The organism is Kitasatospora sp. CM 4170 (genome assembly GCF_032110285.1).
Classification (GTDB): Bacteria; Actinomycetota; Actinomycetes; order Streptomycetales; family Streptomycetaceae; genus Kitasatospora; species Kitasatospora aburaviensis.
In genome coordinates this window covers 5174554-5196498 of sequence record NZ_CP134877.1, presented here as the reverse complement: position 1 = coordinate 5196498, position 21945 = coordinate 5174554, and the positions used below count along the sequence as shown (strand labels likewise).

General features: G+C 74.6%; 21 protein-coding genes and 1 riboswitch. Of the genes, 8 read left to right on the top strand and 13 right to left on the bottom strand.

All coding sequences use genetic code 11. The features are described 5' to 3' along the window. The first annotated feature begins 60 nt into the window (after positions 1-60). Entirely contained in the window at positions 61-732 is a 672-nt protein-coding gene (locus RMN57_RS22240; protein ID WP_313765093.1) for an NAD(P)H-binding protein, read from the top strand. A 134-nt stretch (positions 733-866) separates the two neighbouring features. On the opposite strand, the gene RMN57_RS22235 is transcribed toward RMN57_RS22240, so the two are convergent. Continuing rightward, positions 867-1598 carry a hypothetical protein gene (locus RMN57_RS22235; protein ID WP_313765092.1) on the bottom strand — a complete coding sequence of 244 codons (732 nt, stop codon included), beginning with the start codon at positions 1596-1598 and terminating at the stop codon, positions 867-869. 417 nt (positions 1599-2015) lie between these two features. Between RMN57_RS22235 and RMN57_RS22230 the strand changes: the two genes are divergently transcribed. After that, positions 2016-4622, top strand: coding sequence for a helicase C-terminal domain-containing protein (locus tag RMN57_RS22230; protein ID WP_313765091.1), 2607 nt, complete (start codon positions 2016-2018; stop codon positions 4620-4622). Between the two features lie 47 nt (positions 4623-4669). Here RMN57_RS22230 and RMN57_RS22225 read toward each other — a convergent pair whose 3' ends face one another. Continuing rightward, the gene (locus RMN57_RS22225) at positions 4670-4921 is read right to left on the bottom strand and encodes a hypothetical protein (RefSeq protein ID WP_313765090.1); all 252 of its coding nucleotides are present in this window, start codon (positions 4919-4921) and stop codon (positions 4670-4672) included. Between the two features lie 261 nt (positions 4922-5182). Here RMN57_RS22225 and RMN57_RS22220 point away from each other — a divergent pair, with 261 nt between their 5' ends. Together RMN57_RS22220 and RMN57_RS22215 are read left to right on the top strand one after the other, a co-directional pair. Beyond that, a complete protein-coding gene (locus RMN57_RS22220) occupies positions 5183-5587 on the top strand; it encodes a hypothetical protein (protein ID WP_313765089.1) in 405 nt (134 codons plus the stop codon). 82 nt (positions 5588-5669) lie between these two features. Then, the gene (locus RMN57_RS22215) at positions 5670-7307 is read left to right on the top strand and encodes a DNA repair helicase XPB (protein WP_313765088.1); all 1638 of its coding nucleotides are present in this window, start codon (positions 5670-5672) and stop codon (positions 7305-7307) included. A 31-nt stretch (positions 7308-7338) separates the two neighbouring features. Here the strand turns inward: RMN57_RS22215 and RMN57_RS22210 are convergent, their stop codons facing one another. After that, complete coding sequence (locus RMN57_RS22210) at positions 7339-7533, bottom strand: hypothetical protein (protein WP_313765087.1); 195 nt, start codon at positions 7531-7533, stop codon at positions 7339-7341. 376 nt (positions 7534-7909) lie between these two features. Between RMN57_RS22210 and RMN57_RS22205 the strand changes: the two genes are divergently transcribed. Further along, complete coding sequence (locus RMN57_RS22205; protein WP_313767912.1) at positions 7910-9916, top strand: ATP-binding domain-containing protein; 2007 nt, start codon at positions 7910-7912, stop codon at positions 9914-9916. A gap of 210 nt (positions 9917-10126) precedes the next feature. On the opposite strand, the gene RMN57_RS22200 is transcribed toward RMN57_RS22205, so the two are convergent. The 3 genes from RMN57_RS22200 to RMN57_RS22190 all read right to left on the bottom strand — a co-directional run bounded on the left by RMN57_RS22200 (position 10127) and on the right by RMN57_RS22190 (position 12178). Continuing rightward, positions 10127-10813 (bottom strand): copper homeostasis protein CutC, encoded by a 687-nt coding sequence (locus RMN57_RS22200; RefSeq protein WP_313765086.1) that lies wholly within the window; start codon positions 10811-10813, stop codon positions 10127-10129. Between the two features lie 73 nt (positions 10814-10886). Then, positions 10887-11828 carry a hypothetical protein gene (locus RMN57_RS22195; protein ID WP_313765085.1) on the bottom strand — a complete coding sequence of 314 codons (942 nt, stop codon included), beginning with the start codon at positions 11826-11828 and terminating at the stop codon, positions 10887-10889. Further along, complete coding sequence (locus RMN57_RS22190; protein ID WP_313765084.1) at positions 11825-12178, bottom strand: PadR family transcriptional regulator; 354 nt, start codon at positions 12176-12178, stop codon at positions 11825-11827. The genes RMN57_RS22195 and RMN57_RS22190 overlap by 4 nt, the downstream gene beginning before the upstream one ends. A gap of 73 nt (positions 12179-12251) precedes the next feature. On the opposite strand from RMN57_RS22190, the gene RMN57_RS22185 reads away from it, so the two are divergent. Beyond that, positions 12252-12893: a hypothetical protein gene (locus RMN57_RS22185; protein WP_380235761.1), complete on the top strand. Its 642-nt coding sequence runs from the start codon at positions 12252-12254 to the stop codon at positions 12891-12893. A 95-nt stretch (positions 12894-12988) separates the two neighbouring features. On the opposite strand, the gene RMN57_RS22180 is transcribed toward RMN57_RS22185, so the two are convergent. The 5 genes from RMN57_RS22180 to thrC form a co-directional block, all read right to left on the bottom strand. Then, on the bottom strand, positions 12989-13348 hold the full coding sequence (locus tag RMN57_RS22180; protein WP_313765082.1) for a hypothetical protein: 360 nt from the start codon (positions 13346-13348) through the stop codon (positions 12989-12991). An 88-nt stretch (positions 13349-13436) separates the two neighbouring features. Then, positions 13437-15059, bottom strand: coding sequence for a chaperonin GroEL (gene groL, locus RMN57_RS22175; protein ID WP_270144962.1), 1623 nt, complete (start codon positions 15057-15059; stop codon positions 13437-13439). A gap of 392 nt (positions 15060-15451) precedes the next feature. Further along, positions 15452-15655: a cold-shock protein gene (locus RMN57_RS22170; protein ID WP_030289665.1), complete on the bottom strand. Its 204-nt coding sequence runs from the start codon at positions 15653-15655 to the stop codon at positions 15452-15454. 559 nt (positions 15656-16214) lie between these two features. Next, positions 16215-16493, bottom strand: coding sequence for a MoaD/ThiS family protein (locus tag RMN57_RS22165; RefSeq protein WP_313765081.1), 279 nt, complete (start codon positions 16491-16493; stop codon positions 16215-16217). A gap of 28 nt (positions 16494-16521) precedes the next feature. Further along, positions 16522-17805, bottom strand: coding sequence for a threonine synthase (gene thrC, locus RMN57_RS22160; RefSeq protein WP_313765080.1), 1284 nt, complete (start codon positions 17803-17805; stop codon positions 16522-16524). A 17-nt stretch (positions 17806-17822) separates the two neighbouring features. After that, positions 17823-17957: riboswitch (SAM riboswitch) on the bottom strand. A gap of 178 nt (positions 17958-18135) precedes the next feature. Here thrC and RMN57_RS22155 point away from each other — a divergent pair. Together RMN57_RS22155 and RMN57_RS22150 are read left to right on the top strand one after the other, a co-directional pair. Beyond that, complete coding sequence (locus tag RMN57_RS22155) at positions 18136-19176, top strand: glucosyl-3-phosphoglycerate synthase (RefSeq protein WP_313765079.1); 1041 nt, start codon at positions 18136-18138, stop codon at positions 19174-19176. Between the two features lie 38 nt (positions 19177-19214). Next, positions 19215-20684, top strand: coding sequence for a trehalose-6-phosphate synthase (locus tag RMN57_RS22150; protein ID WP_313765078.1), 1470 nt, complete (start codon positions 19215-19217; stop codon positions 20682-20684). Positions 20685-20726: 42 nt separating this feature from the next. Here the strand turns inward: RMN57_RS22150 and otsB are convergent, their stop codons facing one another. Beyond that, positions 20727-21569: a trehalose-phosphatase gene (gene otsB / locus RMN57_RS22145; protein ID WP_313765077.1), complete on the bottom strand. Its 843-nt coding sequence runs from the start codon at positions 21567-21569 to the stop codon at positions 20727-20729. A 38-nt stretch (positions 21570-21607) separates the two neighbouring features. Then, positions 21608-21853, bottom strand: a complete 246-nt coding sequence (locus RMN57_RS22140) for a DUF3263 domain-containing protein (RefSeq protein ID WP_380235766.1) — start codon at positions 21851-21853, stop codon at positions 21608-21610. Between the last annotated feature and the right edge of the window lie 92 nt (positions 21854-21945).

Genomic DNA, 21945 nt, shown 5'->3' with positions numbered 1-21945 from the left:
CCAGCGCTCCTTTGGGTCGGATCTGTGGTTCACTTGATTTCAGTCATACAGCCTGTCTGAATGAATCGCAAGGACCGACCCCCCTGGGAGGACCTGATGAAGATCGCCGTCGTCGGCGCCGCCGGACGCACCGGCCGCCTGGTCGTCGACCTCGCCCTGGCCGCCGGGCACACCGTCACCGCGGTGGCCCGCACCCCGGCCCGGCTGCCGGAGTTCGCGCACGGCACCCCGCTCACCGCACAGGCGGACGTCCACGAGCCCGGCTCGCTGCGGGAGCCGCTGGCGGGCCAGGACGCGGTGGTCTCGGCGCTCGGCACGTCCGGGCGGGCCGCCACCACCGTCTTCTCGGACGGCGCGCGGGAGCTGGTGGCCGCCGCGCGGGCGGGCGGCGCCCGGCACGTCGTGGTGATGTCCTCGGCCGGCCTGGAGACCGACCACCTGCCGTTCGCCCAGCGAGTGGTCACCCGGTTGGTGGTCGACCGGCTCTACCGGGAGATCCACCGGGACCTGGCCCGGATGGAGGAGGTGCTGACCGAGTCCGACACGGTCTGGACGGTGGTCCGGGCGCCGATGCTCAAGGACGGGCCGGCCTCCGCGAACCCCCGGGTGTCGTACGGGCTCCCGCTCGCCCGGGCGGGCACCGCGAGCCGCGCGACGATCGCCGCGTGGATCGTCGACCACCTCGGCGCCCCGGAGACCTTCCGCCGCCGGGTCACCATCGCCGACGGGTGAGCCCGGGGTGCACGGGCGGTCCGGCGCACGGGCGGTCCGGCGCGCGGGCGGTCCGGCGAACGGGCGGTCCGGCGGACTCGACACGCAGGGCCGGGGCCGCACCCGATGGCTGCGCCGGCCCCCGGCCCGCCGGCTCACCCCTCCGGCTGCGCCCGCCGCTTCAGCGCCACGGCCAGCAGGAACAGCGCCGACAGCACCGCCGCCAGACGCAGCACGCCCGGAGCCGCCGACCAGGCGACCTGCCCGGCCTGCTGACCCGGCTGGAGCGCCTCGCCCCACCGGCCCTGCGCCCGGCCCCAGTACCAGAGCGTGGTCCCGCTCATCGTCGCCAACGGGATGCCGAGGATGGCGAACTTCCGCGTGAGGTCGGAGAGCTGGCGGGACATCCAGCCGAGGGCCCAGCCCACCAGCATCACCAGGAGCTGGCTGGTCACGGCGCCGCCGACCAGCACCACCGCGGCCAGCAGCAGGAGCGGTGACGGCCGGCGCCCGGCCAGGGCGGAGGGCCTGCCCGGCTTGGCCGCAGCGGCGGGCGGCACGGTGCCGGGGGCCGGCGGCGGGGTCGCCCCGGCCTGTTCCTTCGCCCGCGCCCGCGCCTTCCGGCCCCGGAGCTTGGTCGGGGCCTCCCCGGCGGCCGGCTGCTGCGCCGGCGCCTCCTCGGGCGAGCTGCGCTGCTCGGGGACCGGGGAGACCGGCCGGCCCGACCCGTCCGAGAAGTCGATCTCCACGTAGTCCCAGCCGTCGGCGTGCGCGGCCATGAAGGACGGCGGCAGGGCGTCCTGGTCGGCCCCGGCCCCCAGGTCCGGGGACAGCTGCGCCTCCCACCGCGAGCCCGCGTCGGCCGCGCGCGCCGCCGGGCGCCGCACCGGCCCGGCCGGCCCCGGCTCCGACGGCCCCGTCGCCCCGGACGACTCGGACGGCCCCGACTCCGACCGGCCGGGCTGTTCGGAACTCGACGGCCCGAAACCCGACGCCCCCGACCGCGGCGGCTCGGACGGCAACGGCGGAACCCCCGGCGAGCCGGCCGACGGCTCCACGGCGTACACGCTGTCCTCGTCCGCCGGGGCCGCGCCGCCGCCCGCGCCCGACCCCGCGCCGCCGCCCGCCGGAGCACTCCACGGCCCCCGCTTGCGCCACCACTCGCCGCCGGCCGTCCCGCCGTCCGCCATCGCCCCACACCCCGCCTCGCCCGTGCCCGTCCCCGCCGGTCAGACGGTACCCACCCGGACCGCGCCCACGCCGACCGGTCCCCACCGTCGCCCCACCCGACTAACCTAGGTCGAATGACCACACAGCAGGGCCCGCAACGCCCCGCGGCCCGACGCCCCGCCCCGCAACGCCCCGGCAGGGCCGCCGCCCCCCGCACCCTCGCGGAGGAGCTCCGCGGCCGCGCGGACGACGACCTCGCCACCCTGCTCCGGTCCCGCCCCGATCTGCTCAACCCCGTTCCGGGCGACCTCACCCAGCTCGCCGCCCGGCTCTCCTCCCGCGCCTCCGCGCTGCGCGCGCTGGAACGCCTCGACCGCTTCACCCTGCAGGTCGCCGAGGCGCTGGCGGCGGCGCCGGACGGCGCTTCGCCGGCCACCGTCCGCACGCTGCTCACCGGCCCGGCCAAGGTCAAGCCGCACCCCGACGCCACGCCGCTGACCGCCGCCGACCGGGCCGCCGTCGCCGCGGCCCTCCCCCGGGCGCTCGCCACCCTGCGCGACCGCGCCCTGCTCTGGGGCCCGGAGAACGGGCTGCGCCTGGTCATCGCGGCCCGCGAGGCGCTCGCGCCGACGGCCGCCAACCCCGGCCGCACCGGCCTCGGTCCGACGCTCGCCGACGCCACCCTCGGCATGTCCCCGGCCCGGCTGCAGCAGCTCCTCACCTCCGCCGGGCAGCCCGCCACCCCGGACCCGGTCACCGCCGTCGCCGCGCTCACCGCGCTGCTCGCCGACCGGGCCCGCTGCGACGCCCTGCTCGCCACCGCCCCCGAACCGGCCCTGCGGCTGCTGGACCGGCTGGTCTGGGGCCCGCCGACGGGCACCGTCCCGGACGCCACCCGCCCGGTCACCGCCGAGGACGCCCAGAGCCCGGTGGAATGGCTGCTCGCCCGCGGCCTGCTGCTGCCCAGCGGCCCCGGCAGCGTGGTGCTGCCCCGCGAACTCGCCCTGCACCTGCGCGGCGGCCGCAGCCACCGCACGGTCGAGCCGGTCCAGCCCGAGCCGGCCCCGGCCGGAGCCCCGCGTGATCCGCAGACCGTGGACCGCGCCGCCGCCGGGCAGGCCCACACCGCCGTGCGCACCGTCGAGGAGCTGCTCGACCTCTGGGGCCTCAACCCCCCGCCCACCCTGCGGGCCGGCGGGCTCGGCGTCCGCGACCTCAAGCGGACCGCGCAGGCGCTGGAGACCACCGAGCAGCAGGCCGCCTTCTGGCTCGAACTCGCCTACACCGCGGGCCTGCTGGCCCCCGACACGGAGGCCGACGAGCGCTGGGCGCCGACCCCGGCGTACGACGGCTGGCTGCAGCAGGACATCGCCGACCGCTGGACTCTGCTGGCCGAGAGCTGGCTCGCCGCCACCCGCGTGCCCGCGCTGGCCGGCACTCCGGACGGCAAGGGCAAGCAGCGCGCCGCGCTGGGCCCCGAGCTGGACCGCACCCTGGCCCCGTCCGTCCGCCGGGCCGCCCTCGCGCTGCTCGCCGAGCTGCCGCCCGGCACCCCGGCCACCGCCGACGAGCTGCTGCCGACCCTGCGCTGGCAGCGCCCGCTGCGCGGCGGCCCGGCCACCGGCCCCGGCCCCGCCGCCGGGCCCACCGCCGGGCCCGCCCCGGCCGGCCACGGTCCGGCCCAGCAGACGTCCGCCAACGGCCAGGGCCGCGAGCTGCGCGACGACCTCACCGGCTGGACGCTCGCCGAGGCCGAACTGCTCGGCATCACCGGCCGCGGCGCCCTCGCCGCCCCCGCCCGGGCGCTGCTCACCGCCGAGGCCGACCCCGCCGAGGTGCTCGCCCCGCTGCTCCCGCAGCCGCTGGACCACGTCATCCTGCAGCCGGACCTCACCGCGATCGCCCCCGGCCCGCTGCTCACCCCGCTCGCCCAGGCGCTCGCGCTCTGCGCCGACATCGAGTCCAAGGGCGGCGCCACCGTCTACCGGTTCACCGCCGAGTCGGTCCGCCGCGCCCTCGACGCCGGGCGCACCGCCGCCGACCTCCAGGCCTTCCTGGAGCAGCACTCGCGCACGCCCGTCCCGCAGCCGCTCGCCTACCTGGTCGACGACGTCGCGCGCCGGCACGGCATCCTGCGGGTCGGCGCCGCCTCCTCGTACCTGCGCTGCGACGACCCGGCGCTGTTGGGTGAGGTGCTGGCCGACCGCCGCGCCGCCGACCTGCGGCTGCGGCTGCTGGCCCCCACCGTGCTGGCCGCCCAGGCCGCGCCCGACGTCCTGCTCGCCACCCTGCGCACCATGGGCTACGCGCCGGCGGCCGAGTCCGCCGAGGGCGACGTCCTGATCACCCGGCCGGACAGCCACCGGACCCCGCCGCGCGCGGCCCCGGTCCCGGTACCGGACGGCCCGCCCACGCCGGACGACACCCTGCTCGCGGCCGCCATCAAGGCGATCCGGGCCGGCGACCGCGCCGCCACCGCCGTACGCCGCGAGCCGGCCCCGGACGCCCAGCGGCTCCCGCGCACCCCGGCCGCCGAGACGCTGGCGGCGCTCCAGACCGCGGTGCTGCTCGGCGAGCGGATGTGGATCGGCTACCTCAACGCCGAGGGGCTGGCCAGCCAGCGGATCATCGACCCGGTCAAGGTGGAGGGCGGCTTCGTCACCGCGTTCGACCACCACGCCGACGAGATCCGGACCTTCGCCCTGCACCGGATCACCGGCGTGGCCGAACTGGAGGAGTGACCCCCGGGCGGCCGGCGGCCCCGGGCCCGAGGCCGTCGGCGGCCCGCTCAGTGGCCGCGGGCCTCCTTCATCTTCTCCTTGACCGCCTGGTCCGCCAGGGTGCCGATCTGGCCCTGGCCGACCGGCAGCTCGGGGGCGCCGGCCAGGTCGGCGAGCAGGAAGGCGGGGGCTCCCACCAGCCCGCCCGGGCCCTCGCCGATGCCCGCGAGGGCGTGGGCGGAACCGGCGGACGTGGCGGTCGCGGCGAAGGCCGTACCGACGAGGGCGAGAGCGGTGAGGGCGCGCTTCGGCTTGTTCATGCCCGGCTCAACGACCGACCGACCCGGTGGTCACCGCCTGTGGCCACCGACCGGTCGCGGCCACCCCGCCGACCGCGTCACCGACCACCTCACCGACCACCTCACCGGCCACGTCACCGGCCCTGGACGGCGGCCCCGGCCGCCGGGCGGCCACCACGGGCGGTGACCACCGCTACGCCCCTTCTCCACGGCGGAGGGCCGCCCTTGACGGCGGGTCGCACCCGGCGTACTCCGGAAGAGGGGATCCCGAAAGGAGTCATCATGCTCGGCGATCTCATCGGCGAATTCCAGGGCCAGGACACCGGTCGGCGCGTCATCTCCACCGGTGACGGCCACGTGCTGGTCGAGGTCTCCTTCGCGGGCACCGGCACCTACTACGGCACCGCGGTCAACGGCTTCGGCACCTACGAGTCCGAACTGCGGCCCGACGGCACGCTCCGCGGCGAGGGCCAGGGCGTCGACATGTCCGCCGACGGCGGCACCCTCAGCTGGCAGGGCGTCGGCATCGGCCACTTCACCGAGGGCGGCGGCACCAGCTGGCGCGGCTCGCTCTTCTTCTCCAGCGCCTCGCCGCAGTTCGAGCGGCTCAACGACGTCGTCGGGCTGTTCGAGTACGAGGTCAGCCCGGACGGGAAGTCCACCGGCAAGTACTACGAGTGGAAGTAGCCCGCCCGCCCGCGCGGCGGATGCGGGACACTGGAGGGTCTGAGTCCCGACAGACCTGTCAGCCAGTGGAGGGCTTCCCCGCGTGAACGACGGACCGCTCATCGTCCAGAGCGACAAAACTCTCCTCCTGGAGATCGACCACCCCAAGGCCGCCGACTGCCGCCGCGCCATCGCGCCGTTCGCCGAGCTGGAGCGCGCGCCGGAGCACGTGCACACCTACCGGGTCACCCCGCTCGGGCTCTGGAACGCGCGCGCCGCGGGCCACGACGCCGAGCAGGTGGTCGACGCCCTGGTCACCTACTCCCGCTACCCCGTCCCGCACGCGCTGCTGGTCGACGTGGCCGACACCATGGGCCGCTACGGCCGCCTGCAGCTCACCAAGCACCCCACCCACGGCCTGGTGCTGAGCACCACCGACCGCCCGGTGCTGGAGGAGGTGCTGCGCTCCAAGAAGATCGCCCCGCTGGTCGGCGCGCGGGTGGACCCGGACACCGTGGTGGTCCACCCGTCCGAACGCGGCCAGATCAAGCAGGTGCTGCTCAAGCTCGGCTGGCCCGCCGAGGACTTCGCCGGCTACGTGGACGGCGAGGCGCACCCCATCCACCTGGAACAGGACGGCTGGCAGCTGCGCCCCTACCAGGCCCAGGCCGTCGAGGGCTTCTGGCACGGCGGCTCCGGCGTCGTGGTGCTGCCCTGCGGCGCCGGCAAGACGCTGGTCGGCGCGGCCGCGATGGCCGAGGCCAAGTCGACCACGCTGATCCTGGTCACCAACACCGTCTCGGCCCGGCAGTGGAAGCACGAGCTGGTCAAGCGCACCTCGCTCACCGAGGACGAGATCGGCGAGTACAGCGGCACCCGGAAGGAGATCCGCCCGGTCACCATCGCCACCTACCAGGTGATGACGACCAAGCGGAAGGGCGTCTACGCCCACCTGGAGCTGTTCGACGCCCGCAACTGGGGCCTGGTGGTCTACGACGAGGTGCACCTGCTGCCCGCGCCGGTCTTCAAGTTCACCGCCGACCTGCAGGCCCGCCGCCGGCTCGGGCTGACCGCCACCCTGGTCCGCGAGGACGGCCGCGAGGGCGACGTCTTCTCGCTCATCGGCCCCAAGCGCTTCGACGCCCCGTGGAAGGAGATCGAGGCCCAGGGCTACATCGCGCCGGCCGACTGCTGCGAGGTCCGGGTCACCCTGACCGACTCCGAGCGGCTCGCCTACGCGACCGCCGAGCCCGAGGAGCGCTACCGCTTCTGCGCGACCACCGCCACCAAGCGGCGGGTGGTCGAGGCCCTGGTCAAGAAGCACGAGAACGACCAGACGCTGATCATCGGCCAGTACATCGACCAGTTGGACGAGCTCGGCGAGGCCCTGAACGCCCCGGTGATCAAGGGCGAGACCAGCAACGCCCAGCGCGAGAAGCTGTTCGACGCCTTCCGCAACAAGGAGATCGGCGTCCTGGTGGTCTCCAAGGTGGCCAACTTCTCGATCGATCTGCCGGAGGCCACCGTGGCCATCCAGGTCTCCGGGACCTTCGGCTCCCGCCAGGAGGAGGCCCAGCGGCTCGGGCGCGTCCTGCGCCCCAAGGCGGACGGCCACGCGGCCCACTTCTACTCGGTGGTGGCCCGCGACACCGTCGACCAGGACTTCGCCGCCCACCGGCAGCGCTTCCTGGCCGAGCAGGGCTACGCCTACCGCATCATCGACGCGGACGACGTCCTGTAGTCACCCGTCGGTGCCCAGTACCTGACACCGCTCAGTACCTGACACCGTCGCGCCCGAGGAGCACCACGCGCGCGGCGGTGTCGAGGGCGATGCCGAGGTTGCGGACGGCGGTCTTCAGCGGGCTGTGGCGGCGGCCGGGGACGGCCGCCGCCGTGGCGCCGGCGGGGCTGTCGGGGGTGGACTTCTGGTTCGGCACTCTCGGCGCCGTGACGTGTACGGTGCTCATACTCCAACGGTAGGTTCCGGACGCGCCGGGCACATCGCCCCAAAGGCCGTATCCGGCAGGACGTAGGTCGTCCTCCGGGTGTACGGCGCCCCTGAGGCCCCCCGGGGCCGGAACGGGCTGGAACCCCGAGGCGCGCGGGTCTAAGATCGTTCGCCTGCCCCCTCCCGAACCGTGGTACCTGCTGAGTCGCGCAGGCAGCCGGGGGAGGCGCCGACCGCACGGCAACCGGCCGGCTGTATCCACCGTGAGCTCCTACGATCCGCTGCGCCCGCTTCCGGCGCAGCCGGGAAGGTTCGCCGTGCCCGCCACCCCCACCACCGACCCCCTCCAGCGCGAACGCGACCACCTCGCCGCCTCCCGGGCCGCGCTGCGCGCCATGCGCGAGGACGTGCAGTCGCTCGACATCCGCGACGTGACCGGCACCTGGGTCACCGCCCTCGTCCTGCAGAACCAGATCGAGGCCCGGATCGCCGCCCTGGCCGACCTCTCGCACACCCCGCTGTTCTTCGGCCGCCTCGACTACCTGCACGCGATCAGTGAGCCGGGCCCCTCCTCGCCGAGGGCGGGCAAGGAGGGCCTCTCGGAGGGCTCCGGCGGCGAGAGCTTCTACATCGGCCGCCGGCACGTCCACGACGCCGACGGCGACCCGATGGTGATCGACTGGCGCGCGCCGGTCTCCCAGCCGTTCTACCGGGCCAGCCGGAACGAGCCGATGGACGTCGAGCGCCGCCGCCGCTTCGGCTACACCGGTGGCGATCTCACCGCGTACGAGGACGAGCACCTCACCGACCCCGCGGAGTCGGACACCGCCTCCGCCCTGCTCGCCGCCGAGATCGAGAAGCCCCGCGTCGGCCCGATGCGCGACATCGTCGCCACCATCCAGCCCGAGCAGGACGAGATCGTCCGCGCCGACATCGGCGGCACGGTCTGCGTCCAGGGCGCCCCCGGCACCGGGAAGACCGCCGTCGGCCTGCACCGCGTGGCGTACCTGCTGTACGCCCACCGCGAGCGGCTGGCCCGCACCGGCACGCTGGTGATCGGCCCGAACAACGCCTTCCTCTCCTACATCGAGCAGGTGCTGCCCGCCCTCGGCGAGCTGGACGTGGCCCAGGCCACCGTGCAGCAGCTGGTCGCGCACGTCGAGGTCCGGGGCGAGGACACCGCCGAGGCCGCCCGGCTGAAGGGCGACGCCCGGATGGCCGAGGTGCTGCGCCGGGCGGTCCGGTCCGGCATCGGACTGCCCACCGAGCCCTGCGTGGTGATCCGCGGCTCCCGGCGCTGGCGCGTCCCGGCCTACGAACTGGTCGAGATCATCGAGGAGTTGAAGGGGCGTGAGATCCGCTACGGCGCGGCCCGGGACGCCCTGCCGCAGCGGATCGCGCACGCCGTGCTGCTGAAGATGGAGCAGGGCGGCGAGGCCCCGGACGACCGGGTGCAGGACGCGGTGGCCCGCAACGCCGCGGTCAAGGCGGTGGTCAAGGAGTGCTGGCCGCTGGTCGAGCCGGCCAAGCTGGTGCTGCGGCTGCTCTCGGACCCGGAGTTCCTGGCCGCGTGCGCGGAGGGCGTCCTCACCCCCGAGGAGCAGGCCGTGGTGCTCTGGCCCAGGCCCGGCCGCTCGGTGAAGACCGCCCGCTGGACCGCGGCCGACGCCGTCCTGGTCGACGAGGCGACCGACCTGGTGCAGCGCACGCCCTCGCTCGGCCACGTGGTGCTGGACGAGGCGCAGGACCTCTCCCCCATGCAGTACCGCGCGGTCGGCCGCCGCTGCACCACCGGTTCGGCGACCGTCCTCGGCGACCTCGCCCAGGGCACCACCCCGTGGGCGACCGCGAGTTGGCCGGACGCCCTGCACCACCTGGGCAAGCCGGCCGCCCACGTCGAGGAGCTGACCAAGGGCTTCCGCGTCCCGGAGGAGGTCATCGCCTACGCCTCCCGGCTGCTGCCGGCGATCGCCCCCGGCCTCGCCCCGGCGAGCTCGGTCCGCGAGGCACCCGGTTCGCTGACCGTCACCGCGGTCCCGGAGGACGGGCTGGAGAAGGCGGTGGTCGAGGCCTGCCACCGGGCGCTGGAGCGCGAGGGCTCGACCGGCCTGATCGCCGCCGACGCCCGCATCCCGCTGCTGGCCGAGGCGCTGGCCGCGGCCGGCCTGCCGCACCTCGCCCCCGGCACCGAGACCAGCGCCGAGGCCCGGCTGACCCTCGTCCCGGCCTCGCTGGCCAAGGGTCTGGAGTACGACTACGTGGTGCTGGACGAGCCGGCCGCGGTGGTCGCCGGCGAGCCGGACGAGCGGACCGGGCTGCGCCGGCTGTACGTGGCGCTCACCCGCGCGGTCTCCGGGCTCGCGGTGCTGCACGCCGAGCCGCTGCCCGCACAGCTGGCCTGACACCGGGCGCACGGTTCGGGCACCGGACCCGCGGTTGCGGCACCGGACCCGCCGTTGCGGCGCCGGACCCGCCGTTGCGGCACCGGACCCGCCGTTGCGGCACCGGACGCGCCGTTCCGGCACCGGACATGGGAAGGGGACCGGCGCCCGCCGGTCCCCTTCCCACCGAGCCGCCGGCCGCCGATCGCTCAGCCGTCGGCGCTCCCACGCTCAGCCATCGATCAGCGACCGCCACTCGGCGACCCTGCCGGCGTCCACCGGCGACCGCCACCCGTCGGGGCGCACCGCGCCGCCGACGTGGAAGGCGTCGAAGCCCGCCGCCCGCAGCCCCGGCACGTGCTCGGCCCGCAGCCCGCCACCGATCAGGATCCGCTGGCCGTACCCGGGCCCGCCGGCCCGCGCCAGCTCGGCCAGCAGGACGTCCCGGCCGGCGTCCACCCCACCGGCCGCACCGGAGGTGAGGAAGGTGTCGAGGCCGGGCAGCCCGCCGACGGCGGCGCGGACGGCGGCCCGGTCGGCGCTGTGGTCGAGCGCCCGGTGGAAGGTCCAGCGACAGCCGGCCACCGCCTCGGCGACGGCCGCGGTGGCGGCCAGGTCGACGCCGCCGTCGGCGTCGAGGAAGCCGAAGACGAACTCGTCGGCGCCCTCGGCCCGCAGGGCGTCGGCGCGGGTGCAGAGCCCGTCCAGGTCGCCCGGGGCGAAGCCGTCCCGCAGGCGGAGCATGACGCGGAGCGGGAGCTCCACGGCGGCACGGATCCCGGCGAAGTCCCGGACGGACGGGGTGAGACCGTCGGCGGCCATGTCCGTGACCAGTTCGAGCCGGTCGGCGCCGCCCGACTCGGCGGCCTGGGCGTCCTGGGGCGTCAGCGCGATGACTTCGAAAATTGGTCTAGACATATCGGTAGACTGCCACACCCCGAAGCCCGCGGCGACACCCACCCCGCCGGCCCGCCGGGTTCACGCCGCCGGGTCACACCAGCTGCCGGTCCCCGTCACCCGGAGCCGCCCCGCCGGTCGGCCGGCGCAGCATGAGCAGCCCGACCATCGCGGCCACCACCAGCACGGCCGCCGGCAACAGCCTGGCGATCCCGCCGGCCTGCTGCCAGAGCCCGTGGAGGTTGGCGCTGAGCGTCCAGGGCAGCGCGGCCAGCCCGGGCACCGCGACCACGTACCAGCGGCGCAGTGCCGCCAGCGCCATGAACAGCGGCACGCCGACCATCAGACCCCGCCACAGCGGATCGATCGTGCTCCAGGAGGCGTAGGCGTCGATCGAAACGGCCACAGCCGGGGCCGCCACCGCCGACACCAGCACCAGGCACCACTCCCGCCAGGCGGGCGACGGCAGGGCGTCCCGGGGAGCGGCGAGCTGCACCAGACTCCAGAGCAGGAAGGCGCCCTCGAACTGGAACGCGTACATGGCCACCCAGATCCCGTCCCCCGGCGCCGTGACCGCCGCCAGCAGGGCCAGGTGCGCCAGCACCGCGAACGCCGTTCCACCGGCCAGCACCCGCGCGGCCGACCACCGCCCGAACAGGGCGGCGACCGCCCCGAGCACCGGCAGCGTGGTCATCGCCGCCACGACCAGGAAGAACGGCACGTCCCTGGCCCCGTCGGGGAGTTCGACGTGGAGCCAGGAGTGCCCGACGAGATGGTAGGCGGCGGCCAGCCCGGCCGACGCGCCGGCGGCGAGCGGCGCCGTCAGCGCCGTCAACCGCCCGCCCGACGAACTGGACGTCAACCCGGTCCGGATGCGCAGGCCGTACGCCGCGAGGTCGAAGGCCTCCCGCGCGGTGGACAGCCGTCCGGAGCCCGCCGTGGTGTCGGCGAAGACGGCGGCCATCTCGTCGGCCCGCTCCCGGCGGTAACGGGCCGGGTAGAGCCGCAGGGCGGCCCTCAGGGTCAAATCGGTCATGCGAAGGCCCCCCTGACCCTCGGACGGACAATGGCGACGGCCAGCCGCCGCTGGGCCTCCTCGGCGACGGCGCGCAGCCGCTGGGCCTCGGCGGCCAGCACCTCGCGGCCACCACCGGTGAGCGCGTAGGTGCGGCGGGCCCGGCCGTCGACGACCTCCTCGGCGGCGACCTCGATCAGGCCCTGCTGGAGCAGCCGGTCCAGGGCACCGTAGAGCGTGCCGGTACGCATCTTCACCCGACCGTCGGAGATCGCGGCGACCTCCTGGATGAGCGCGTAGCCGTGCCTGGGCGCATCGGCCAGCGCGGTGAGCAGGAGCATCGTGGGCTCCTGCATGGCTCGTTCTGTCATGGGACTACATATACCGGTCAGCGACATATACAGTCCAGAGGAATCGCCGGATCGACCGCCCGCACCCAGCAGAATGGCCCCCATGCCCGACCGAGACCTGCTCGCCGACTGGACCGCCCTGCTCCGCCGTTGCGGCGCGAGCGCCGACCCGGAGCCCTCCGGGCGCGAACTGCTGCGCCGCTGGGCCGAGCCGCAGCGGCGCTACCACACCACCGCCCACCTGCGGGCGGTGCTCGACCACGTGGACGCGCTGGCCGCGCACGCCGCGGACCCGGACGCCGTCCGGCTGGCCGCCTGGTTCCACGACGCCGTCTACCGGCCGGACCGCTCCGAGAACGAGGAGCGCAGCGCCGCCCTCGCCGCCCGGGCCCTCACCGAGGCGGGCCTGTCGGCGGAGCGGGTGGCCGAAGTGGTCCGGCTGGTCCGGCTCACCGTCACCCACCGGCCCGAGCCGGGGGACCGCGACGGGGAGGTGCTCTGCGACGCGGACCTCGCCGTCCTCGGCGGCGCCCCGGAGGCGTACGCCGGCTACGCGGAGGCCGTGCGGGCGGAGTACGCCTTCGTCCCCGAGCCGGACTTCCGGGCCGGGCGGGCCGCGGTCCTGCGGCAGCTGCTGGCGCTCCCCGCGCTCTACCGCACCCCGGCCGCCCACGAGCGGTTCGACGCCCGGGCCCGGGCCAACCTCGCCACCGAACTCGGCGCGCTGGAGGCTTAGGGTCTCTCGCGGACGGGCCCGGGCGTCCGGGCCTCACGCGGACGTGCGGGCCCGTCCGCGGACGACTTCACGCGTACGGGCCCGGGCGGGCGGCCTCAGGCCAGCTGCCCGACGGGCGCGACCACGGCGCCCTCCTTGCCGCAGACCCAGTGCGGGTCCGGCCCCAGCTCGGGCTCCACGCTGAGCGCGTGCGGATCCCCCTCCGCCGCGCACGCGGCGCAGAGCGGCCAGCGGCCGTACGCCTCCAGCAGCGCGTCCTGGACGTCCTGGGCGACCAGCCCGAGCACGTACTCGGTGCCGTCCGGCCACTGCTCCAGCCACCAGCGCCGGTGCGTCACCGCCTTCTCGACCAGCGACACCACGGCGGCGTCCGCCACGTCCCGGGCGGTCAGGTCGGCCAGGATCAGTGCCCGCGCACTGTGCAGCGCGGTCTCGATGTCATCTGCGGAAGCCATCCGTCCATTCTCCCAGAGAACGCCGCACGGGCGGCTCCCCGAGGGGAACCGCCCGTGCGATCGAAGACTTGACCGATCCGGCGAGGGATCAGAAGTCCATGTCACCGCCCGGCATGCCGCCGCCGGCGGCCGCAGCGGCCTTCTCCGGCTTGTCGGCGATGACGGCCTCGGTGGTGAGGAACAGCGCCGCGATGGAGGCGGCGTTCTGCAGCGCGGAGCGGGTGACCTTGGCCGGGTCGATGATGCCCTCGGCGACCAGGTCGACGTACTCGTTGGTGGCGGCGTTCAGGCCGTGACCGGCGGGGAGGTTGCGCACCTTCTCCACCACGACGCCACCCTCCAGGCCGGCGTTGGTCGCGATCTGCTTGATCGGGGCCTCCAGCGCGACCTTGACGATGTTGGCACCGGTGGCCTCGTCGCCGTCCAGCTCCAGCTTGTCGAAGGCGACACCGGCCTGCAGCAGCGCGACGCCACCACCGGCGACGATGCCCTCCTCGACGGCGGCCTTGGCGTTGCGGACGGCGTCCTCGATGCGGTGCTTGCGCTCCTTGAGCTCCACCTCGGTGGCCGCGCCGGCCTTGATGACGGCCACGCCGCCGGCCAGCTTGGCGAGGCGCTCCTGGAGCTTCTCGCGGTCGTAGTCCGAGTCGCTGTTCTCGATCTCGGCGCGGATCTGGTTCACGCGGCCCGCGACCTGCTCGCTGTCGCCGCCACCGTCGACGATGGTGGTCTCGTCCTTGGTGATGACCACCTTGCGGGCGGTGCCCAGCAGGTCGATGCCGGCGTTCTCCAGCTTGAGGCCGACCTCCTCGGAGATCACGGTGCCACCGGTGAGGATGGCGATGTCGCCGAGCATGGCCTTGCGGCGGTCGCCGAAGCCCGGGGCCTTGACGGCGACGGACTTGAAGGTGCCGCGGATCTTGTTCACGACCAGGGTCGACAGGGCCTCGCCCTCGACGTCCTCGGCGATGATGACGAGCGGCTTGCCGCTCTGCATGACCTTCTCCAGCAGCGGGAGCAGGTCCTTGACCGAGCCGATCTTGGAGTTGGCGATGAGGATGTAGGGGTCCTCGAAGGTCGCCTCCATCCGCTCCAGGTCGGTGGCGAAGTAGGCCGAGATGTAGCCCTTGTCGAAGCGCATGCCCTCGGTGAGCTCCAGCTCCAGACCGAAGGTGTTGCTCTCCTCGACGGTGATGACGCCTTCCTTGCCGACCTTGTCCATGGCCTCGGCGATGAGCTCGCCGATCTGGGTGTCGGCGGCCGAGATGGAGGCGGTGGAGGCGATCTGCTCCTTGGTCTCCACGTCCTTGGCCTGGGCCAGCAGCTGGTCGGAGACGGCCGCGACGGCCTTCTCGATACCGCGCTTCAGGGCCATCGGGTTGGCGCCGGCGGCGACGTTGCGCAGACCCTCGCGGACGAGCGCCTGGGCCAGCACGGTGGCGGTGGTGGTGCCGTCACCCGCGACGTCGTCGGTCTTCTTGGCGACCTCCTTGACGAGCTCCGCGCCGATCTTCTCGTAGGGGTCCTCGAGCTCGATCTCCTTGGCGATGGAGACACCGTCGTTGGTGATCGTGGGGGCGCCCCACTTCTTCTCCAGCACGACGTTGCGGCCCTTGGGGCCGAGCGTGACCTTCACTGCGTCGGCGAGCTGGTTCATGCCACGCTCAAGGCCGCGGCGAGCTTCCTCATCAAAGGCGATGATCTTGGCCATCAGAAGTGGTCCTCCGGGACACGGTCGACTGCTCGGACCAAGGGGTGCCCGCGACGGACGGCCCTGGTGTGCGGGGGTCCTTTCCCCTACCGCTCCCGGGGGCCTCACCGACCCGGTCCGCTGTCACTCTCACGCTGTGAGTGCTAACGCCAATGATTAGCACTCCGGGTAGGCGAGTGCAAGCCCAATCGCCAACCCGCGAGCCGCGCCGCACCCCCGCGCCGCGCTCGCACCGGGCCCGCCGACGGGCCCGGACCGCGCCCCGCGGCCGGCCCGCACCCGCGCCCCCGCACACGGCGGCGGGCCCGCACGACACGTGTCGTGCGGGCCCGCCGCGAAGCAAGAGGTGCACCAGCCGATGGGCCGAGCCGAACTCCTGGGTGTCGGAAAGGTCAGACCGCCGCGCGGACCATGTCCGCCTGCGGGCCCTTCTGCCCCTGAGAGATCTCGAACTCGACCCGCTGGCCCTCCTCAAGGGTGCGGTAGCCGTCCATCTGGATCGCGCTGTAGTGGACGAAGACGTCCGCACCACCGTCGACCGCGATGAAGCCGTAACCCTTCTCCGCGTTGAACCACTTGACGGTGCCCTGAGCCATTCCGAACTCCCCTAGTGCTGTGCTGGCCCTTCACGCGCCCGCGGGTCTGCGGGTGCGGGTCTGGTTGAGGCCGGCCCGGGGAACCCCCCCTGGGCACAGCCGTGCACGCCGCAATCCCCGCCGAGACCACCGAACGGCGTCCGGTGCACGGGCGATTGCGTCGACCGCGGCTGAATGTATCCGGATCGACGCCCTCTGCAACAGGCCCAATCGCCGTGAATTCACCGGGCCCGCCAAGGGGCAGATCCGACGGAATCGGAAGGAACGTCGCAATTCACGCCGGACATAGCGGACGAATTACCCAAATCCCCTGAAGAATTCTGACATCGGCCTGACATGTTTCACGGCCGCGGAGCGGTCTACGGCCTCGGCGGCCGGACGGGAAACGGCGGTGCGGGCGCGGACGGATTCGACCACCGGTGCGAGGGGGAGGGGAGCCCCGTTCCCGGTCGAGCCACACTCTACTCCGACTGGGACCGCAAATATTCCCGCCAAAATACGACCGGCCGCCCCGGGTCGGAATTCCGTCCCGGGGCGGCCGACTCGGCGGTCGGACGGCTCAGCAGCCGCCGGCCACCGCCGGAATGATCGAGACGCTAGCGCCGTCCTTGATCTCGGTGGCCAGGCCCTCCGCGAACCGCACGTCGTCGTCGTTGACGTAGACGTTGACGAAACGCCGCAGCTTGCCGGTGTCGTCCAGGACGCGCGCGGCGATCCCGGCGTGGTTACGGTCCAGGTCGGCGATCACCTCGCCCAGGGTGGCGCCCTCGGCGCTCACCTCGGCGGCGCCGCCGGTGTAGGTGCGCAGGATGGTCGGGATGCGGACGTTGGCGCTCATGGGGGGGCTTCTCCTAGCTGCGGGTGGGTCAGGCGGAGGCGAGGCCGGCGTCGCGGAACGAGGCCAGCGTCGGGCGGATGACGGCGGTCATCCCGGCGTCGGAGACGGCGTCCAGCGTCTTCAGGCCGTCGCCGGTGTTGATCGCGACGGTCTCCTTGGCCGGGTCCAGCTGTCCGGTCTCGACCAGCTTCTTCAGCACGCCGACGGTGACGCCGCCGGCGGTCTCCGCGAAGATGCCCTCGGTGCGGGCCAGCAGCTTGATCGCGGCCACCACCTCGACGTCCGTCACGTCCTCGACCGCACCGCCGGTGCGCCGGGCGATGTCCAGCACGTACGGGCCGTCGGCCGGGTTGCCGATCGCCAGCGACTTGGCGATGGTGTCCGGCTTGACCGGGCGGATCACGTCGTGGCCGGCCTTGAACGCCGCCGACACCGGCGAGCAGCCCTCGGCCTGGGCGCCGAAGATCTTGTACGGCCGGTCCTCGACCAGGCCGAGCTTCACCAGCTCCCGCAGCCCCTTGTCGATCTTCGTCAGCTGGGAGCCCGAGGCGATCGGGATGACGATCTGCTCCGGCAGGCGCCAGCCCAGCTGCTCGCAGATCTCGTACGCCAGCGTCTTGGAGCCCTCGCCGTAGTACGGGCGCAGGTTGACGTTGACGAAGCCCCAGCCCTCGCCGGCCGGGTCGCCGATCAGCTCCGAGCAGAAGCGGTTCACGTCGTCGTAGTTGCCCTCGATGCCGACCAGCTCGCCGCCGTAGACACCGGCCATGACGACCTTGCCCTGCTCCAGGTCGTGCGGGATGAACACGCAGGACTTGAAGCCGGCCCGGGCGGCCGCGGCGCCCACCGCGCCGGCCAGGTTGCCGGTCGAGGAGCAGGAGAGCGTGGTGAAGCCGAACGCCCGCGCCGCCTCGATCGCGCAGGCGACCACGCGGTCCTTGAAGGAGTGGGTCGGGTTGCCGGAGTCGTCCTTGATGTGCAGCTGCGCGGTGAAGCCGAGCTCGCGGCCCAGGTTGTCCGCCTTGACCAGCGGGGTCCAGCCCGGGTTCAGGTTCGGCTTGGTGGCGACGTCGGCCGGCACCGGCAGCAGCGGGGCGTAGCGCCAGATCGACGCCGGGCCGGACTCGATCCGCTTGCGCAGCGCCTCGGCGCCCTCGCTCCCGAAGTCGTACGCGATCTCCAGCGGCCCGAAGCACTCCAGGCAGGCGAAGCTGGGGCCGAGCGGGAAGCGGGTGCCGCACTCGCGACAGGACAGCGCGGCGGCGGGGCCGAGATCAACGGTGCTGACGGGTGCGGCTGTGTCGATAGCCATGGTGGCGGAGGCCTCTCTCCTCATCTTCCCCGCGGCGCGGTCGCGCCACAGGCCGGAATTGGCACCTGTCCCGCCGGGGCCTGTGACGACAGCCGCGCGAGAAGGTTGCCGGGACGTCAACGGGCCGTTCCCTCAGTCCCTCTGGATGAGCTCTGTGAAGTTGTCGGTCGTGCTCAGCGGCGACCCCGGCGTGCGAAGGTCCGACCGCTGTACGAAGACTGTATCCGAAGGCGTGAAGCTTGAACGGGACCGTCCGCCACGCGAGATGGCCCGTTCCACCCGCCCCTTCCACCCCGATCAGCTCCACCCGATCCCGCCGAGGAGAGACCCGTGCCCGCCGACCCGACACCCGAGCTCGTCCCGCAGGCGGCGTCCTGGCTGCGCCGCCGCTCGTGGAGCGCGGCCGACCGTCCGGTGCGCACCCTGCTGGAGGCCAAGCGGGCCGCCGGCCGCGCGGGCAGCGTCAGCGTCGTCCTGCCCGCACTCGACGAGGAGGCCACGGTCGGCGACATCGTCCGGACGGTCCGCCGGGAGCTGATGGAGCGCCTGCCGCTGGTCGACGAGCTCGTCGTGGTCGACTCCGGCTCCGCCGACGGCACCGCCGCCGTGGCCGCCGCGGCCGGCGCCCGGGTGGTCCACCGGGACGAGATCCTCCCCCGGCTGCCCGCCGCCCCCGGCAAGGGCGAGGTGCTCTGGCGCTCGCTGCTGGTCACCCGCGGCGAGATCGTCTGCTTCATCGACGCCGACCTGCGCGAGTTCGACCCGGCCTTCGTCTCCGGCATCGTCGGGCCGCTGCTCACCGACCCCGGCATCCAGCTGGTCAAGGCCATGTACGACCGGCCGCTCGAAGTGACGCCGAGCGACTCCGCCGCGGGCGACGCCGCGGTGGTCCCGTCCGGCGGCGGCCGGGTCACCGAACTGGTCGCCCGCCCCCTGCTGAACCTGCACTGGCCGGAACTCGCCGGTTTCGTCCAGCCGCTCGGCGGCGAGTACGCGGCCCGCCGCTCACTGCTCGAACGGCTGCCCTTCCCCACCGGCTACGGCGTCGAGCTCGGGCTGCTGGTCGACGCACTGGAGACCGCCGGTCTGGACGCCCTGGCCCAGGTGGACGTCGGCGTGCGCCACCACCGCCACCAGGACGGCCAGGCGCTCGGCCGGATGGCCGCCACCATCTACCGCACCGCACTCGAACGGCTCGACCGGACGCACCGGCTCAAGGCCTCCGCCGATCTGGTGCACCCGCTGCTCACCCAGTTCACCCGCGATCCGGAGACCAGGGAGTTCACCGCCCACACCCACCCGGTCACGGCCCTGGAACGGCCCCCGATGCACACCGTCCCCGAGTACGCAGGCCGCCACCTGCCCCGCTGAGGGGTTTGCGGCCCCGGGCCCCCGGCAACCTACCCATCATGGGCGATCTCACGACCGAGCGTTCGAATCCGACCGGCACCGCCCCGGTCCTGGTGGCCTCCAACCGGGGACCGGTGTCGTTCAGCACGGCGGAGGACGGCACGCTGGCCCTCCGCCGGGGCGGCGGGGGCCTGGTCTCCGGGCTCTCCGCGATCGGCGACCCCGACGCCGTCTGGGTCTGCGCGGCCCTCGGCGACGCGGACCGCCGGGCCGCCCGGGAGGCCCCGGACGGCCGCCTCGACCGGGCCGGCCACGACGTCGGCGGGCAGGCCGTCCGGATGCTGGACATCGACCCGGAGACCTTCGCCCGCGCCTACAACGGCGTGGCCAACTCGACCCTCTGGTTCGTCCACCACCTGCTCTACGCCACCCCCACCGCCCCCGCCTTCGGCGCCGCCTTCCGCACCGAGTGGCAGGCGTACACCGCCTACAACGCCGCCTTCGCCGAGGCGCTGGCCGCCGAGGCCGCCCCCGGCGCCGCCGTCCTGGTGCAGGACTACCACCTCTCGCTGGCCCCCGCCCTGCTCCGCGCCGCCCGGCCGGACCTGCGGATCGGCCACTTCTCGCACACCCCGTGGGCCCCGCCCGAGTACTTCCGGCTGCTGCCCGACGACGTGGCCGAGTCCGTGCTGACCGGCATCCTCGGCGCCGACCGGGCCGCCTTCCTGACCCGCCGCTGGGCGCTCGCCTTCGCCGAGTGCTGCGCCGCGGTGCTCGGGGCCGAGGTCGACCGCGAGGCCCTCACCGTCACCCACGCGGGCCGCACCACCCGCCTCGGCGTCCACGGCCTCGGGGCGGACGCCGACTTCCTGCGCGAGCGCGCCCACCGCCCGGACGTCGAGGAGCGGCTCGCCGCGCTACGCGAGGCCGTCGGCGACCGCCGCACCGTGGTCCGGGTCGACCGCACCGAGCTGAGCAAGAACATCGTGCGCGGCTTCCAGGCCTACCGGCACCTGCTCCGCACCCGCCCGGAGTGGCACGACCGCGTCGTCCACATCGCCTTCGCCTACCCCTCGCGGACCGACCTCGCCGAGTACCGCGACTACACCGCGCGGGTCCGGGAGCTGGCCGCGGAGATCAACACCGAGTTCGGCACGGACTCCTGGCAGCCGCTGATCCTGCACGTCAACGACGACTTCCCGCGTTCGCTCGCCGCCTACCGGCTGGCCGACGTCGCCCTGGTCAACCCGATCCGCGACGGCATGAACCTGGTCGCCAAGGAGGTGCCGGTGGTCTCCGACCGGGGCTGCGCGCTCGTCCTCTCGCGCGAGGCCGGCGCGCACGCGGAGCTCGGCGAGGACGCGCTGAGCGTCAACCCCTACGACGTGATCGCCACCGCCGACGCGCTGCACACCGGGCTCACCATGGCCGCCGACGAGCGCGCCGACCGCACCAAGCGGCTCGCCGCCGCGGCCACCGCGCTGCCGCCCCAGCAGTGGTTCCTCGACCAGCTGGACGCGCTCCGCTGACCGCCCGGACGCGCTGAGCCGACCGCCCGGACGGCTCGGCGCTCAGCCCTCCGCGCCGAGCGCCGTGCCGAGCGCCGTCAGCAGCTCCACCACGCCGGCCGGGCCCGCCACCACGAGGTCGGCCCGGTCGGCGAGCTCCTTGACCGGCGCGTCGCCCACCGTGCCGCTGCAGACCAGCAGCCCCGCGACGCCCTCGCCGCGCAGCCGCTCCACCGCGTCGAAGGCCGCCAGGTCGCCCAGGTCGTCCCCCGCGTACAGCACCGCGCGCGCTCCGCGCTCGCGCAGGTAGCCGGTCAGCGCGGCCCCCTTGTCGACCCCCGGCGGACGCAGCTCCAGCACCAGCCGGCCCGGCTCCACCACCAGTCCGTGGGACTCGGCCAGCGCCCCGACCGGCGCACGCAGCAGCGCCAGCGTCTCCTCGGGTGCCTCGGTGCGCCGCGTGTGCACCGCCAGCGACCGCCCCTTGTCCTCCACCCACGTCCCGGCCGGCGCCCCGGACTCAGCCAGCACCGCGGCCAGCTCGGCCCGTGCCCGCTCGACCCCCGGGTGCACCGGCGGCGCGGTCAGCTCCCCCGACTCCCAGCGCTCGGCGCCGTAGTGGCCGAGCACCACCACACCGGTGAGCGTGTCCAGGCCTCCGTACTCCACCGCCAGCGCGGCTGGCCGGCCGGTCACCACCACGATCGACCCGACCCGCGGCGCCAGGGCGGTCAGCGCCCCGGCCGCGTCCGGGTGCGCCCGTGCGGACGCGGGGTCGGCCACGATCGGCGCCAGCGTCCCGTCGAAGTCCAGTGCGACCACCGCGTCCCGAGGCGCCCGGAGGATCTCCGCCAGGCCCGCGCGCCCGGCGTCCGTGGTCGGCAGCACACTCTGCTCAAGGCCCATGCCCGGACCCTACCCACGCGGCCGCGCCCGGACTCCCGCTAGCGGGCGGCCCGGCGGGCGTCCCGGATCCGGCGCAGCCGGTTCACCAGGACCGGAGCGTGCGCCAGCGCCTCCGGCCGGTCCAGCAGCGCGTTCAGCAGCTGGTAGTACCGGGTGCTGGAGAGGCCCAGCTCCTCCCGGATGGCCCGCTCCTTCGCCCCGGCCGTCCGCCACTGGCGGCCTTCGAGCTCCAGTACCGCCAAGTCACGCTCACCGAGTCCACCCGTGCCGGCCACGAGCCACACCTCCGCCCACCACTACGGAGTGTCATTCTGCCCCGCGGACCCGACACACTCTGCGCCCCGCGGCCGGAGCCGTCCCCGGCTAGCGTCGACCC